Annotated in this window: 14 protein-coding genes; all 14 read left to right on the top strand. The window is 45.4% G+C overall.

What is annotated here, in order from left to right:
* The first annotated feature begins 137 nt into the window (after positions 1-137).
* The 14 genes from ABIE27_RS11895 to ABIE27_RS11830 all read left to right on the top strand — a co-directional run bounded on the left by ABIE27_RS11895 (position 138) and on the right by ABIE27_RS11830 (position 16,927).
* Positions 138-1,484 carry an ABC transporter substrate-binding protein gene (locus tag ABIE27_RS11895; RefSeq protein ID WP_123064321.1) on the top strand — a complete coding sequence of 449 codons (1,347 nt, stop codon included), beginning with the start codon at positions 138-140 and terminating at the stop codon, positions 1,482-1,484.
* A gap of 117 nt (positions 1,485-1,601) precedes the next feature.
* Positions 1,602-2,483: a carbohydrate ABC transporter permease gene (locus tag ABIE27_RS11890; protein ID WP_123064322.1), complete on the top strand. Its 882-nt coding sequence runs from the start codon at positions 1,602-1,604 to the stop codon at positions 2,481-2,483.
* Complete coding sequence (locus ABIE27_RS11885) at positions 2,483-3,307, top strand: carbohydrate ABC transporter permease (protein WP_123064323.1); 825 nt, start codon at positions 2,483-2,485, stop codon at positions 3,305-3,307. The genes ABIE27_RS11890 and ABIE27_RS11885 overlap by 1 nt, the downstream gene beginning before the upstream one ends.
* An 85-nt stretch (positions 3,308-3,392) precedes the next feature.
* The gene (locus ABIE27_RS11880; protein ID WP_123064324.1) at positions 3,393-4,382 is read left to right on the top strand and encodes a LacI family DNA-binding transcriptional regulator; all 990 of its coding nucleotides are present in this window, start codon (positions 3,393-3,395) and stop codon (positions 4,380-4,382) included.
* A 193-nt stretch (positions 4,383-4,575) separates the two neighbouring features.
* Positions 4,576-5,547, top strand: coding sequence for an alpha/beta hydrolase (locus ABIE27_RS11875; protein WP_429350589.1), 972 nt, complete (start codon positions 4,576-4,578; stop codon positions 5,545-5,547).
* Between the two features lie 119 nt (positions 5,548-5,666).
* Positions 5,667-6,641, top strand: coding sequence for a carbohydrate kinase family protein (locus tag ABIE27_RS11870; protein ID WP_429350588.1), 975 nt, complete (start codon positions 5,667-5,669; stop codon positions 6,639-6,641).
* Positions 6,610-8,100 (top strand): sucrose phosphorylase, encoded by a 1,491-nt coding sequence (gene gtfA, locus ABIE27_RS11865; RefSeq protein ID WP_123064327.1) that lies wholly within the window; start codon positions 6,610-6,612, stop codon positions 8,098-8,100. The genes ABIE27_RS11870 and gtfA overlap by 32 nt, the downstream gene beginning before the upstream one ends.
* A 23-nt stretch (positions 8,101-8,123) precedes the next feature.
* Positions 8,124-8,939, top strand: a complete 816-nt coding sequence (locus ABIE27_RS11860) for an alpha/beta hydrolase (protein WP_429350587.1) — start codon at positions 8,124-8,126, stop codon at positions 8,937-8,939.
* Positions 8,940-9,051: 112 nt separating this feature from the next.
* Positions 9,052-10,830, top strand: a complete 1,779-nt coding sequence (locus tag ABIE27_RS11855; RefSeq protein WP_429350586.1) for a sensor histidine kinase — start codon at positions 9,052-9,054, stop codon at positions 10,828-10,830.
* Complete coding sequence (locus ABIE27_RS11850) at positions 10,830-12,443, top strand: response regulator transcription factor (protein ID WP_429350585.1); 1,614 nt, start codon at positions 10,830-10,832, stop codon at positions 12,441-12,443. Before ABIE27_RS11855 ends, ABIE27_RS11850 begins: the two co-directional genes overlap by 1 nt.
* A gap of 198 nt (positions 12,444-12,641) precedes the next feature.
* Positions 12,642-14,177: an ABC transporter substrate-binding protein gene (locus ABIE27_RS11845; protein ID WP_429350584.1), complete on the top strand. Its 1,536-nt coding sequence runs from the start codon at positions 12,642-12,644 to the stop codon at positions 14,175-14,177.
* An 82-nt stretch (positions 14,178-14,259) separates the two neighbouring features.
* Complete coding sequence (locus tag ABIE27_RS11840) at positions 14,260-15,183, top strand: ABC transporter permease (protein WP_429350583.1); 924 nt, start codon at positions 14,260-14,262, stop codon at positions 15,181-15,183.
* A 12-nt stretch (positions 15,184-15,195) separates the two neighbouring features.
* Complete coding sequence (locus tag ABIE27_RS11835) at positions 15,196-16,089, top strand: carbohydrate ABC transporter permease (protein ID WP_123064333.1); 894 nt, start codon at positions 15,196-15,198, stop codon at positions 16,087-16,089.
* A 31-nt stretch (positions 16,090-16,120) separates the two neighbouring features.
* Entirely contained in the window at positions 16,121-16,927 is an 807-nt protein-coding gene (locus tag ABIE27_RS11830) for a Nif3-like dinuclear metal center hexameric protein (RefSeq protein ID WP_429350582.1), read from the top strand.
* The last annotated feature ends 120 nt before the right edge of the window (positions 16,928-17,047 follow it).

Here is a 17,047-nt window from a genome sequence, read left to right as displayed (position 1 = left end):
ATTCTATTGTCAAAGCAGAACAACTCTCTTTAAAACTTATGTCAACCGGTTGACATATTGGATTCTCACCGTTTATGATAAAGCTGTATTCAAAATGTAAACGCATTCATAACAAACACCAGGGGGGAAGTTAAGAAATGAAAAAGACATGGGTACCGTTTGTTGGCGTATTGATACTGATGTTGGTCATCACTGCCTGTTCCTCGGATAAAACAACAAATTCTTCAGCACAGGGTTCTGACAAACCGGCTGGAGAGGCTTCAAAAGAGGTGAAATTGACCTTTTTTAACACATCCGCTGAAGTCAACGGTGTTTTTGAGAAATTGTTTAAAACATATCATGAGCTGCATCCTGAGGTAACCATCGAGCTCATTCCAACCCCGATTGGTGGAGCGCAGCTAGAGAAGTTCCAATCACTGCTTGCTTCAGGAAACCCGGCTACAATTGCCAATCTGGATGCAGGTACAATCCTGCAGTATAAAGACAAATTCCTCAATCTGGATTCGGAAAAGTCGACGTATGAAGGGTTAACGAAGCCTGGTGCGGTAGATGGAGCCCTGCTGGATGGTCAGTTTTTGGGTATTCCTTGGACAGCACAAGGGTATGGGCTCTTATACAATAAACGGGTAGTCGAAGAGGCGACGGGAGGCTCCTTTGATCCGAACAGCATCAAAACCCGCGATGATCTAGAGGCTGTTTTTAAGAAAATAGAGGCTGCAGGAAAGGCGCCTGTCATGCTCCATGGTGCTGACTGGTCTCTCGGAGCACATTATCTGGGACTGACATATTCCCTTCAATCCAAGAACGTGGAAGATAACCGCAAATTCGTTGAAGATTTGGAAAAAGGAACCGTTTCTCTTGCCGATAATGCGGCTTTCAATGGATTAATGGATACCTTCGACCTGCTAAAAAAATACAATGCACGTGCCAAAGACCCACTGGTGGCAGATTACACCAAGGATAGTACAGATTTTGCCAAAGGAGATGCAGCCTTTTATTTTATGGGTGACTGGACATGGGCTGTTATTGGTAACTTGGAAGGCCGCGACAAAGAGTTTGGCATGATCCCTGTTCCGATCAGCAACAATCCTGAAGATTACGGAAATACACAAGTGGCTTACAGCGAACCAAAACTCTTTGCTATTGATAATTCAGGTTCCACGGAAGCGCAGCAGGCTGCAGCCAAGGCTTTTATTCAGTGGATGGTAACCAGTGATGAGGGACAGGATGCGATTGTAGCGCAAATGGGGCTGGCACTGCCATACAAAGACGTCAAAGTGAAAAGCAGTAACATTTTATCTGAAGCAGTGAATAGTTACGTAGATCAAGGTAAAGTGCTGAATATCAGTGTAATTAACTATTTACCGCAGGATTACTGGGCGAAAACGGGTGCGTCGATGCAAAAATATTTGGCCGATGTAATTGATCGAAAAGGGCTTATAGATGAAGTGCAAGCATACTGGGCAAGTCAGGCAGGAAAATAGAATCTTTAAATATCTGAAAGAGGATGTGCCTCGATACAGGGCGCGCATCCTCCATTCATCGAGTTGTTCTTTAGATCATTTATCAAACCGTTACCAAGGGAACCACAGGAGGTCAACATGGATAGAAAAATACGGATGAGAAATGCAGGAACCTTCCTACTCTTTGGAGGCCCTTCCGTCATCGCTTTTCTCGCAGTGGTTGTGATCCCGTTCGTTGTTGGTTTGTATCTTACATTCACCAATTGGGATGTGCGCACTGGGGATAACACGTTTATCGGTCTATCCAATTATATTGCGGTTTGGCAGGATAAAGTGTTCTGGACTCAATTATGGTTTACCCTTAAATATGTATTTTTCACCGTCATTATCGCAAACGCTGCTGCTTTTTTTATCGCCCTGACGCTGACGGGTGGCGGAAGAGGCGAGCAATGGCTTCGTACTGGTTTTTTCACTCCCAATCTGATTGGGGGCATTATTCTCGGATATCTTTGGCAGACTTTGTTCTCACAAGTACTTCCTTATTTAGGGCAGAAGTATGGCTGGTCCTGGTTTGAAACATCTTGGTTAACCAGTACAGACACAGCTTTCTGGGCGCTCGTTATCACAACGTCATGGCAGTTGATTGGTTATCTCATGATCATCTATATTGCCGGCTTTGCCGGGGTTCCTAACGATGTACTCGAAGCTGCCAGCATCGATGGGGCAAGCCGCATGGCGACGATTCGCCGTATCATGCTGCCGCTAACCATTCCAGCTATTGTGATCTGTGTATTTATTTCGATTTCTCGCTCGTTTCTGACCTACGATATCAACCTTGCGTTGACCAAAGGCGGGCCGTTTAATTCTACGGAGCTGGCAACCTATCATATCGTGCAAAAGGCATTTTTGTCTAACCAGTACGGGGTCGGTCAAGCGGAGGCTGTGGTGCTCTTCGCCGTAGTCGCCATTATTGCGTTGACACAATCGTATCTGCTCAAGAGATTGGAGGTCGAGTCCTGATGTCGATCCGCCAATTTCTTCCTTCGTTGAAAAAAATACTGCTATACGTGCTGCTCTTTCTTTTTCTCACGCCGTTTTTGATGATTATTATGAACTCATTCAAATCGACCCAGCAGTTCGTGGAAAATCCGTTATCGCTGCCAACAGGAATTCAACTGGATAACTACGTCAGTGCATTTGACAATATGAATTTTCTGGACGGATTTCTGAACTCGTTGCTGATTACCGTGGGCTCCGTATTGCTGATTCTTTTTTTCTCATCCATGACGGGTTATCTGTTTGTTCGTTTCAAATGGCGCGTGAACGGCATTCTTTTCTATGCGATGCTGGCTTCACTAGCTCTACCGTTTCAGGTATTAATGATCCCGCTAGTGATGCTGTACGGGAATATGAGTCTGCTCGACTCGAAACTAACCTTGCTGTTTATGTACCTGGGTTTTGGTGTTCCTTTTGGCGTATTTACGTTCCACGGATTTATCAAGGGTATCCCGTATGAACTCGAAGAATCGGCTTTTATTGAGGGTAGCTCGCGTATGCGGACGTTCTTCCAGATTGTGCTTCCCCTGTTAAGGCCGGTATTTGTGACGTTGATCGTGCTGGATGTCTTATGGATCTGGAATGACTATTTGCTGCCAAGCCTGGTGCTGTTATCGCCGGAGCACAAAACATTACCACTATCTACGTACAATTTCTTCTCGTCCTATTCAGTGGATTATGCACCGCTTATGGCCGGGTTGATTATGACGATAGTTCCGGTATTGATCATGTATTTGCTTCTGCAAAAACAGATTATCAAGGGAATAACAGAGGGGGCATTGAAGTAGCATTGGAGTTCAACATGTGAACTGGAGTGAAATGGAAAACGATTAAGCTTATAATGGATTAAAAAGAGCAAGGTGGTTAACGGTTATGCCCAAGATTGATGATGTTGCCAAAAAAGCAGGAGTATCGGTTACAACCGTGTCCCGTGTATTAAATAATAGAGGATACATTAGCGAAGAAACGCGCGAAAAGGTCTATCGGGTAATGAAAGAGCTCGATTACCAACCCAACGAGATGGCCAGAGCTTTGTTTCGTAAAAAATCCAATATGATTGGTCTGATCATTCCAGATGTATCCCATCCTTTTTTCAGTGAGATGACTTATTATCTGGAATATTATGCGGACAAATCCGGATATAAGCTTTTATTATGCAATTCTAATCGAGATGTTGGCAAAGAAAGCAAATACATTGATATGTTGAAAAAAAACAAGGTGGACGCGATCATTACAGGAAGCTCTCTCCTTGAAGTAGAGCATTACCTGAATCTGAATCTTCCGATTGTTTCATTGGATCGTGAAGTGGCCGACAACATTCCGGTCGTTTCTTCGGATAACGAGATGGGGGGCAGGCTGGCTACACAGCTACTCCTTGATAAGAATTGCAAACAGCCAGCCTTTCTCTATCGAGGGATTGGAGGGCCACACCATGTCGCTTTGCTTGCAAACGGCAGGGCACAAGGATATGAAGAAGTGATGCGGAATGCTGGACTTGACCCGATTCACCTGCAACTGGACGCTTCAGCCCGGGATGAACAGGAGATCCAAGAAGAGATTATGCGTTTTCTGGCGCAGTATCCCGCGGTTGATGGTATATTTGCGAGCAGTGATGTCATTGCTGCCGAAGCTGTGCAGGCTTCCCGTCAGGCGGGAAAACGGATCCCTGAGGACATGCGAATTATCGGTTATGATGACGTAAAGATTGCTTCTCTGCTCAGTCCACGTCTGAGTAGTATACGGCAGCCGATAGAGGAGATGGCTGAACGAATCATCGGCTTGGTTGTAAAACAGATTCAAGGAGAAGAAATTCCGAGTACAAACCTGTTTCCAGTCCAGCTGATTGAGCGGGAAACGACATAGAAGGGGTGCTTTCGAGAAAGCACACTTTCTGTTTGTTATGTATGTCAACCGGTTGACATACAGGGTGTAAGCATATCTTTCACCCATTATAAACTTCGTAATAATGTTCGTGTAAATATCTATTATTTAACTTATATCGTTCATTGCTGTAGTTTCAACAATTAAACATTGGATTAAGACAGGGGGATACAGGATGGATTTTATGAGCAGGGTTGCACCGGAGCTACGAGCGGGTTTGTTGGGACTTGAAGTTATACAGTTGCCAGAAGACCTGATGAAAGCACGTACAAATGCAGATATGAATACATCACAAGTTGATCTGACTTCAAATGCAGTTGAAATCGCAAATGAGTATATTCAAGGAACGGATGGAAATCAATTGCAGCTTCGCATCTATACCCCGGCACATCGGGATACAACCGAAAGACCGGCGCTATTGTGGATTCATGGGGGTGGAATGATTCTCGGAAGCCCCGAGGGGGATGATCAGCTTTGTACGGATTTTGCGATTCGAGCGGATTGCATCGTTGTCTCTCCGAATTATCGATTGGCACCGGAACATCCTTATCCTGCAGGGCTTGAGGACTGTTATAGCACACTTCAATGGATGTCAGAAGAAACCTTTGCACGAGGAATAGATATGAAGCGTATCGCCGTTGGGGGAGCCAGTGCAGGCGGGGGATTGGCAGCAGCACTTACCCTGTTGACAAGAGATCGGAAGGGGCCCGAACTTTGCTTTCAGCTACCGCTTTATCCGATGCTGGATCATCGGAATGGCACATCGTCCAGCTATGAGATGACGCATCCTTCGATATGGAATCGGGCGCATAATGTAGCGGCTTGGAAGATGTATCTCGGACACCAATTCAACGGTGATGTTCCTGTATATGCTTCTCCCAGCCTTGCTACCGATCTTGCAGGTCTGCCGCCCGCATATATTTGCGTGGGTGAGCTGGATCTTTTCCGGGATGAGATCATAGAGTATGTGGCTCGTCTGGCCAGAGCAGGAGTTAAGGTTGAATTTCATCTGTATCCGGGTTGTTATCATGCTTCAGAGCATGTTGCTCCCGAAGCGGAGAGCAGTCAGCTGATTCGAGCTGAGTATATTGAGCGTTTGGTTCAAGCATTAAAACATGAACCGGAGAGGGGAACCTCTGATTTTTGAAAAAAGTGATCGTCTTACTGAAAGCATTGTACAGCACGGAGCCCTACAATAAAGGAGTCATGTCAGTCAGGTAACAACCTTTTTAATGAATACGGTGATTGGTTCGGGGAGGAATCAGGATGATTGGGCTGGATGAATGCATGAAACTGGAGAATCGCTCCAATGATCTTTTGGCCATAGGGGAACTGTTAGTAGATATGATATCGAATGAATATGGTGATTATCTTTCTGACGGGTATACACGTTTTTTTGGAGGAGCGCCCTCCAACATTGCCATTAATGTCAATCGAATGGGCATCCGTTCGCGTATCGTCTCAGCTGTAGGGGAGGACGGATTCGGCACTTTTCTGCTGAATCGTCTGGATGAAGCAGGCATGGATACTCGCGGGGTTCGGCGCGTTAATGAAGCGACAAGCATGGTTGTTGTTAACAAAAGCAAGGGTACACCCGTCCCGATTTTCTATCGGGCGGCTGATTTTCAGCTATCATTTGATGCAACGCTCGCGGAATGGCTTCACAATTCCAAAATCGTTCATTTCTCTTGCTGGCCGTTGTCTCGCCAACCTGCGAGAGAAACCCTTGAAAAGGTTATTGTTGAAGCAAGGAAGCATGGTGTATTGATCGGTTTTGATCCCAATTTCCATAAGATGATCTGGCAGCCGGGAGAAGATGGTGCGGCCTATGTACAATCGATCATTCCGCAGGTGGATTTCATTAAACCTTCCAAGGATGATGCAGATCGTCTTTTTGGCGAAGCATCTGCTGAAGAACACCTCCAGCACTTTTTAGCGTTAGGGGCACGACTGGTCATTCTGACGTTAGGTGAAGAGGGAGCGCTGGTTTCGAATGGCCAAGAAACAGTGAGATTTGCGACCTGTGCAACAAAGGTTGTAGATACGACAGGGGCAGGTGACGCGTTCTGGTCGGGGTTCTATACAGGTCTGGTGAAAGGATACACGCTTCGGGAAGCAATAAAATCAGGTTTTGCCGTAAGCGCGTACAAATTGAAATATCACGGTGCGATTGTAGAACTGCCAGCTCTGGGGGCGATCAGAGAACAGTATGGGTTGGAAGAGGGTGAGCGTTTTGCTTAAAAATCAGGTTCAATTAATTACCTATCCGGATTCGCTCGGTGGCAATCTGAGTACACTGAATCATTTGCTCCTGAACGAACTGGCTGGTCTTTTTACAGGGGGTGTGCACATTCTGCCGCCTTTTCCTTCATCAGGAGATCGTGGATTCGCTCCATTAACTTATCTGGAGATTGATCCTGTCTTCGGCACGTGGGAAGACATTCGATGCATAGGCGAACATACGGATATACTAGTTGACCTGATGGTTAACCATATTTCACAGCAATCGCCCTATTTTCAGGATTTCCTCCGGAAAGGGCGATCTTCCGAGTATGCCGATCTTTTCTTAACCCTGGATAAGGTGTGGGCTGACGGAGTGCCAGTACAGAAGGACATTGACCATATGTTTTTGCGTCGCGAAGTGCCCTACTCTACGTTTAGAATACATGAGAGCGGCGAAGAGGAGAAGGTATGGACAACGTTTGGCAAAACAGATCCCTCAGAACAGATTGATCTGGATATACGTGCGGCGATTACACAGCAACTGCTACGTTCATTTTTTGAGAACTTCAAGAAAAACAATGTCAAAATTGTGAGACTGGATGCTGTTGGCTATGTTATAAAAAAGCTGGGGACCAGTTGTTTCTTTGTTGAACCGGATATTTACATTTTCCTTGACTGGGTGAAGTCACTAGCGGACGAATTGGAGATCGAGTTGTTGCCTGAGGTTCATGCCCATTACAGTGTACAGTACAAACTGGCCGATTTTGGTTGCTGGATTTACGATTTCATATTACCATACCGGGTGCTGGAGACGTTAATCAACCGCTCAAGCGGAGAATTGCGTCGTTATCTGGCGAACAGACCTGCCAATCAGTTCACCATGCTGGACTGTCATGACGGTATTCCGGTCAAACCCGATCTTGATGGACTGATACGCACAGATGAGGCGCAGCAACTGGTGGACATCTGTCTGGAGCGGGGAGCCAACCTTAGCCTGATTCTGTCAGATAAACATAAGTCAGAGGATGGTTTCAATGTGCATCAGATCCGGTGCACATATTACAGTGCTTTGAACGAGGATGATGATGCTTATCTGGCAGCGCGAGCCATTCAGTTTTTTGTACCGGGCATTCCCCAGGTCTATTATGTCGGACTGTTCGCTGGGGAGAATGATCTGGAGCGGGTAGCCGAAACGGGGGAAGGTCGAGAAATCAATCGTCAGAATTACACAATGGAGGATATCGAGCAGCAGTTGGACAAAAAAGTGGTGCAGCGTCTTATGGAGTTGATCCGCTTCCGCAACAGCCATCAGGCTTTTCAAGGCGAATTCAACGTTCTGGATTCGCCGGATAATCAGCTCTGTCTGAACTGGAAGCTGGATAATCAGCAGTGCAGTCTGACGGTTGACCTCCAAACGTATCAATCCGTCATACATTACTCGGACCCGTCCGGGTGCCTCGTAGCATATCGGATTTAATCCATAATCAGGAGGTTGCTAACATGGCTACAGTACAGGTAAACTTTTTCTCAAAAAGCATGCGCAGAGAGGTATCGTTCAATGCTCTGTTGCCTGTAGACTTGCCCGTCATTCCGGGTCACTCCGAAGTAGTGAACGAACAGGAACCACTGAAGTCTATATACCTGCTGAACGGATACTCTGGTAGCCAGTGGGACTGGATCACCTTCTCGCGTATTCGCGAGCTTGCTGACCGACATCGGTTCGCTGTGTTTATGCCTGCAGGTGAAAATCATTTTTATCTGGATGATGAAGATAAGGGTGATCTGTACGGACAATATGTAGGCAAGGAATTGGTAGAATTCACACGCGGATTATTTCCTCTCTCTGTGCGCCGTGAGGACACATATATCGGTGGTTTGTCTATGGGGGGGTATGGTGCGATCCGGAATGGTCTGGAATATGCGGAGCATTTCGGTGGCATCATTGCGCTGTCCTCGGCGATTCTGCCTTACAAAATAGCGAATGCGCAGCCGGGTTACTCTGACGGAGTAGCGGATTATAAATACTTCAGCCGGGTTTTCGGGGATCTGAGCCAGCTGGAAGGTAGTAATAAAGATCCGGAGGCTTTGGTGATGCAATTGAAGGAAAAGAGCGCGTCGATCCCTGACATCTATATGGCCTGCGGCACCGAGGACTTTTTATTGGATGTGAATCAACGTTTTCGGGATTTCCTGCAACGTGAGCATGTTCCTGTGACCTACACGGAGAGTCCGGGGGGGCATAACTGGGATTTTTGGAATGAATATATCGCTCTCGCACTGGAATGGGCAGGACAGGGCAGACAGTCTAACGAATAAGCACCTTATCATAGATTGTACCAAGCCTCTGGGGGGGTCGTGTGTCAACAGCGACTGTTCAGGGGCTGGTTGATTATCCGGTTAGCACGGAAGACAAGAGAAGAGGGAACGCATGAAGAGAAAACACTTACTCCGTAACAGAAGCATCGTATTCAGACTATACACCCAGATCACGGTTATTTTGGTTATTCTCTTCGCGGCTCTTCTTTTGAGCAATATTTATTCGCTTCAAGTGGTTCAGAATCACATCGTTAGCAATTCGGAACACACACTGGCGATCTATACTGAATCTATTCATAATAATCTGGATATCTACGCCAAGGATCTGATGGAGGTATTCGAAAATCAAGCCGATTTCGCCAGGGACTATGGGGAGCAATATATACGTTCTGGTCACGAAGGGGACTACTTTAAAGAAGTGAGGCTGATCAACGCGCTCAAGTCTAAGATGACGAATAATTATGCGAGCGATGGCATGTTTGTTCAGATTACACGTGATGAAAGACTGCTGACCCTGTTTGGCAATCGGATCAATTCCTCGAATAAACTGGCTTTATCAGACTTTTTGAAGCACCAGAACTGGCGGGACATTCAGGTACAGGATAATAAGGAAGGTCACTGGAGCATTGTACAAGTGAACGATATGTTTTATTTGTTCAAATGCATCACGTACGGGGAAGTGACCTTCGGGACGTTTGTTCAGGCTGATAATTTACTTTCACGGACAAGTCGGGAAGCAGATTCAGCCAGCCAATTTGTACTAAGTGGTCAAGATGGTCGTATTCTGACAACGGTCAGCGGTAATGTCATAACAATCACGAAGGACTTGGCAACGACCGAGCAGGAATTGGGTAGTCGTTACCTTTTCGTGAGCAAACCGATTGCCGAATTCGGTCAAATGACTAATATCGTTACGAAACAAAGTGTATTTTCCGGACTGAAATTAATTCAATGGCTGATCATCGTGCTTGGTGTCGTCTCCATGGTTGTCGTGCCGCTTCTCATGAGATTTATCACCAAAGAGATGCTTCGTCCGATTCTGGAATTGGTTAGGGCAGCCAAAGAGGTTGAAAAAGGGCAGACGTTCTTCCCGCCCCCTTCCAGAGAGTATTCGCTTGAATTTATGAAACTGTTCCATGCATTCCAATCGATGGTTCATGAGATTACACATCTGAAGATTCAATCCTATGAAGAGAAAATTGAGAAGAGCCGTGCAGAATTAAAAGTGTTACAGATGCAAATTAGACCTCATTTTTATCTGAATGCCATATCTACCATCTCCAGTCTCACCTATCAAAATCGGAATGAAGAAATTCGGCGTATGATCCAGATGTTATCCCAGCATCTCCGTTATATGTTCAAGGCGGAACAGATGCTTGTCAGCATTGATGAAGAGATGGGTCATGTTGAGAATTACATTCGCATGCAGGAAATTCGCTACCCGGATCAGATCTTTTATATGACGGACCTGGAACCGGCAGCGGGTGATATTCGTATTCCGCAACTGCTGATTCAGACATTTGTGGAAAATTGCTTCAAACATGCCCTTACGTATGGAGAGATGTTATCTATTTTTATCCGAGTGCACATGGAGAGGACAGCAGATGATGGCGCTTATGTTCAGATCGTGATCGAGGACAACGGTGAAGGATTCCCGCAAGCGTGGCTTCAACAATTCCAAACATCCGTAAGGGCAGGGGATGAAGGTGAGCACGTAGGCATCGCAACCATGCACAAAACGTTGCAGTTATTATACAAACAGGATAATTTGCTGGTGCTGTCGAGCGGCGTGGCATCTTCAGGAGCCAAGATCGAAATACGGATACCTGTTTCAAACGAAACGATTCCGGTGTCCATTTCTGAGTCTAGCATGGGAGTGGGGGGAGCTTGATGAAATGCATGTTGATTGACGACGATATCCCTACGGTTCAGGTGTTGACAGAACTTATCCCTTGGACAGCATATGGTTTTAACGAAGTGTCACAGGCTCACTGTGTTCAGGATGCACAGACGTTGTTTGCCGCAGGTATTCCCGATTTGGTCATTTGTGACATTGAGATGCCCAGGGGCTCCGGAATTGAGATGATTCAGTGGATCAGAGAACAAGGATATGACTGTGCTTTTATATTTTTTACATGTCATGAGAGTTTTGACTTTGCTTCCACTGCGATTTCATTTCATGCGGACTCTTACTTACTCAAGCCCTTGAATCAGGAAAAGCTCGAAGCGGCTGTCATGAAGGCTGTTGGAGGATTGAAGTGGAGAAGGCAGATGGGAGAGTATCACAAATTTGGTATGGCGTGGCTGAAAAATAAAGGACTGGTCGAGGCCAGCTTCTGGACCGATATTTTGATGGCTACCATCTCGCCCCGGCTCGATCTGATTCAGGGAGAGATTCTTAAACGCGAGCTGACGATCAAGACAGAAAAATCTTATGTGCTGGTGCTTGCAAGTGTGTTTTTATCCGAAATCGATGAAAGATGGAATGAAAGTACATTCCGATATGCATTTGCCAATCTCAGTTCGGAAATCATGTTGCTGCGACTTCAGTATGACCGGATTGTTTCTTATCAGAAGAATAGTATGTTGTATGTTGCAGTTATATTGGACGAAGATCATACTAGTCAGATCCAGCTGGAAGAACGTGCTACAATGCTGATTCAATTGATGAATGAATACTTGAAATGTATGGGAACCTGTTATATTAGCGAGGCGAAACCTATAAACGAGTTGTCCGGGGTGAAGGCAGAACTGGAGCGCATGGATCATTCAAATGTGATGTTTCGAGGCAAGGTTCATGGACAGCTTACCGTATTTCAACGAGAACAACCGGAACGATATGATCTGGATACTCAGATGTATACCAGCTTGTTTATCGAGCGGGAGAAAGCCCAGATTGTGAACCGGTTGAAAAAAGATTTGGAACAACTCGTTGCCAAAAATCAGCTGCATGCTGAAACGTTGCAAGTGATACGTGAGGATTTCCTTCAAGTGGTTTATGCGATTTTGGCTAAGAAAAACGTACAGGCACATCAGCTTTTTACGGATCAGCTTGCGCAACAGTTGTATGTTAAATCGGAGCACAGCATTTTTGATTTTATGAAATGGGCTCACCTTGTCACAGAACGTACAGTCGAAACGATTAAGGAAAGTCAGCGTTCGGAAGGCATTGTCGATAAAGCGATGCGTTATATACACGACAACTACACCAAGGATCTAAATCGTGAGGAGGTGGCTGCTAGTGTATTTCTAACGCCGGACTATCTTGCCAAGGTTTTTAAACAAGAAACGGGACTAACGATGAAGGAATACCTGAATGACTATCGAATCAAAGCAGCAAAACTTATGTTAATTGAAAGCCGCTTGAGTATCGGACAGATTGCGATGGAAACCGGATACGAAACGATTTCATACTTTTCTACCGTTTTCAAAAAGCTTACAGGAGAAACGCCCAACGCCTACAGATCCAGACATAGTTATGACCGGGGGAAGAATGAAGTTTAACGTTTGGAATTCAGGGACATTTGCCCATAATGTACGACTCTGCTTTATTTTGAAGCAGGGTTTTTGTTTTGACTGAACTGATGCAAAATTCAAACCGTTTTTACGAAAAAACAGACCGTTTTTGTTAAAGCTGTAATCGCTTCAATTTTATAAAATGAGAACGAATAGAAGCACGACATAAGGAGGTCATGAAGCAAGATGAAAACAAAGAGATTATGGGGTTCCCTGCTGTCACTGGTGCTTTGCGGTTCTCTTCTGGCGGGATGCGGGACGGAATCTTCCTCTTCCACTGCGCAAGAGGGGAACGCTTCACAGAAGGTGGACAAAGTGGTGTTCGCCATGCCTTCATTCAACCGTATTCCCGATGATATCAGTAAGGTTACAGCCGCAATCAATGCCATAACCGTTCCGAAAATCGGGGTTGAAGTGGATTTCAGACTATATGGTCCGGCTGATTATGCACAAAAAGTAAATCTTGCATTGCAAAGCGGTGAGCAAATGGATGTGTTCACAACGTTAGGACAATTCACGAACTATGCATCCAAAAACCAGTTATACCCACTGGAGGAGCTACTGCCGCAATATGGTAAAGAGTTGACACAGATTTTGGAAAAGGACTTTGGTCCGAATCTGCTTGATGCAACCACGATGGACGGACATATCTACGGTGTTCCGGTAAATAAAGGCATGTCACTGCCAACCAACATCGTGTACAACGCCGACATGCTGAAGGAATCCGGTCTTACAGCGGATCAAATGACGTCACTGGATGATCTGCCAGCTGTATTTGAGGCAGTCAAACAAAAACATCCAGACGTGATTCCCTTTGGTCCAGTCAATGTGAATCCAAGTGATACCAATCTCGTTCTGGCGCTGAAAGGGATGCACAAGATCGATTTCCTGTCAGATACTACCGGTATTGGTGTAGTTGTAGGAAACGACGGGAAAGTTCAAAATTTCTATGATACAGATGCATTCAAACAGGGCGCCAAGATGATGAGAGATTGGTTTGAAAAAGGGTTTCTGGAGAAAGATGCTGCGACGACATCCATTTCTTTCTCCGATACGATCGCTTCAGGGCGCGGTTTTTCCTTTCTGGGTGGATACAGCGGGATGGAAGCAGCCAAAGCGCTGAGTGCACAAACGGGCAAAAACCTCGAAATGAAACGTCTGGTGCCGTACTACTTCGATACCGGTGCAGTTAATCTGGTGAGCTGGATGGTGTCAAGTACAACCAAAGTTCCCGAAGGCTCCGTTAAGTTTCTGAACATGTTGTATACCGATCAGCAGTTGATTAATACGATTCTTTACGGTATTGAAGGCGAGGATTATGTCAAAGTAGATGAGCATCATGTGAAGTTCCCGGATGGCATGGATGCATCCACCGTCCCGTATACAGCCATGCTGAGCACGGGGATTGTAGGCTCCGAATCTTTGCAATACCAGCTGGAGGGCGTGAACTGGTCGGATGTGGAGTTGAAACTGAAGGAGAACAAGGAGACAGAGCGCTCACCGTACTTCGGATTTATCTTTGATCCTAGTGAAGTGAAGACGCAAATGAGTGCAGTTAGCAATGTGGTCAATCAATTTTTACCTGCTCTTGTAACGGGTGTTCTTGATCCTGATGCGACGATTCCTCAATTCGTAAAAGCATTAAATGATGCGGGAGCTGCGGATATTATTGCGAGCAAACAGAAACAGCTGGATGAGTGGATCGTGCAGCAGAAGAAATAAAACGTGGATGAACGTTTAATGTGGGGCGCTGTATGGCTAAGAAGCAATGCAGCCGCTTTACATTAAGGATGAGAATGGAGCGATGACTGTGAAAACCAAATCCGGAGGGCTCAGAAAAACATTGCCGCTACTGCTGCTCGCTGCTCCTGGTCTGTTATATTTTCTAATCAATAATTATTTGCCAATGGCCGGTATCTTTATCGCGTTCAAGGATGTGAACTATGCCAAAGGCATATTAGGAAGTGACTGGGTAGGCTTTGATAATTTCAAATTTTTGTTTCAGACAAGTGATGCCTGGATTATGACTCGCAACACCTTGTTATACAATTTGGCGTTTATTGTACTGGGGACGATGCTGTCGATCTTAATAGCAATTCTAATGTCCGAATTGATAAAAAGCGCATGGTCTAAGCTGTTCCAGTCGGGGCTTGTTTTACCTAACCTGATTTCGATGGTGGTTCTGTCCTATATCGTGTTTGCCTTCCTGAATGCAGACAGCGGTTTTATTAACAATTCAATTCTGAAACCCCTTGGTATTCCAGAGATTAACTGGTATTCCGAGGCGAAGTATTGGCCTTATCTGCTCGTGTTTATACAATTGTGGAAAACAGCCGGTTACGGTTCCATCGTGTATATCGCTTTTATCTCCGGGATTGACAAAAGCATCTATGAAGCTGCCAAGATCGACGGGGCAGGCAAACTCAAGCAGATTTGTATGATTACGCTACCTTTATTGAAGCCAACTATCATTATACTGACCCTGATGTCTATCGGTCGTATATTCAACTCCGATTTCGGCTTGTTCTATCAAGTGCCGATGAATGCTGGGGCGCTTTATAGCACAACGCAGACCATCGATACGTATGTGTACCGGGCACTCATGCAGGTCAATGATATTGGAATGTCAGCCGCTGCGGGGTTGTATCAATCGGTTGTGGGATTCATTTTGGTCATGGCTGCGAATGCGATTGTCAAAAAAGTGAATCCTGAAAATGCATTATTTTAGGGGGAGACACAGGTGATACAAACTAAAGGTGAACGCGCTTTTCATGTGTTTTCCATCGTCGCTATGGTTATATTTACGTTACTGGCATTTCTGCCATTTATGCTGATCATTATGGCATCCTTTACGGAGGAGTCTTCGTTAATTCGTAACGGTTACAGTTTCTTTCCTGAAAAAATGAGCATGGATGCTTATGTATACATGTGGTCTTCTGCTTCTACTTTTGTGCGGGCGTATGGTGTATCTTTTCTTGTTACTGCATTGGGAACGGCACTTGGATTGTTAATTACAAGCATGCTGGCTTACCCGATGTCTCGACAGGATTTCAAATATCGCAATATGCTGGCGTTCATCGTGTTTTTCACGATGTTGTTCAGCGGGGGAATTGTACCTTCCTACATTCTGTGGACGAAGTACTTTCAGATCAAGGATACACTGGCCGCCCTTATTATCCCGAATCTATTAACGAATGGATTTTATGTACTGCTTATTCGAAATTTTTATAAAAATAATGTACCTGTTGAACTGATCGAATCAGCTCAGATTGATGGAGCTTCAGAGCTCCGTATTTTCTACCGCATGATGCTGCCTCTGTCCGTACCCGTACTGGCAACAGTCGGACTGTTTATGGGACTGGCGTATTGGAATGACTGGATTAACGCCCTTTATTTTATTACGAAGCCCCAATACTATGGAATACAAAACATGTTGATTCGTCTGATGAATAACATTCAGTTTCTCAAGTCAGGTCAGGCCAGCAGTATGCTTGGGGCCAATGCTGCTGAGTTGCCAAGTACGGCAGTCCGCATGGCGATGGCGATTATCGGCATATTACCTATTCTGGTCGTATTTCCTTTCCTTCAGAAGTACCTAACCAAAGGTATCATTGTGGGTGCAGTTAAAGGTTAATAACCACTTAAAAAAACTAGGGGGAATCCACGTGAATGTACAGCAAGTGATGGAGACGGTTATGCAGGATTCCTGTGGAGATCAGCGTCTATCACCAACGGGCGATGTTCTTGTCACAGGAGAAGGAGACACTGTAGTGACAGGCATTGTGACGACGTATATGGCAACGGTTGAGGTTATTCGGCAGGCTCATGCAATCGGAGCTAATCTGATTATTACACATGAGCCCACCTTTTATACCGGGGCAGATCAGCTCGACTGGATACAGCAAGATCCGGTATATGAAGCCAAACGCAAGCTTATTGAGGATTACGGTATGGCGATCTGGAGATATCATGATTATATGCACATGGCGAAGCCAGATCGAATCTACACCGGTCTGATTCGAGAACTAGGCTGGGAGTCAAGGCAGGTTGATTATGCTTTTCCGTGGATTTATGAGGTTGAACCCGTGCGGCTTGTTGATTTGGCGGAGGAGTTAAAGCTAAAGCTAAAGATGGATGTGCTACAGGTAGTGGGTAGCACAGATATGACATGTTCCCGCATTGGAATTCTTGTTGGAGGTGGAAGCCTCGGATTAGGCAAGGAATCGATGCCGATGGAACTGATGAAAGAGCAGCAACTTGACGTCATGATCTGCGGCGAGATTACGGAGTGGACGTTGTGTGCGTATGTCAATGATGCATCGATGCTTGGATTAAACAAGGCTATGTTAGTCATCGGTCATGAGCGAAGCGAAGAATGGGGAATGAAACATATGGCGGAATGGTTACAGCCGCTTGTAGGGGATATTCCGGTTCATTTTATCGATGCAAAAGAGCCGTTCCTCTATTTTTAACTCAATCAAAAATCATTTAGGGATTCCTTGCAGAAAATTTGTGCATAAGTCCACATGATAAGCTTGCTCTGATGCAGGCTTTTTTTATGTTCAGAAAGTCCTAGAATGAATTGGGAAAGG

The organism is Paenibacillus sp. 4624 (assembly GCF_050435065.1).
GTDB lineage: Bacteria > Bacillota > Bacilli > Paenibacillales > Paenibacillaceae > Paenibacillus > Paenibacillus amylolyticus_D.
The sequence above is the reverse complement of the archived record's forward strand: the minus strand, read 5'-3'. Positions and strand labels throughout refer to the sequence as shown.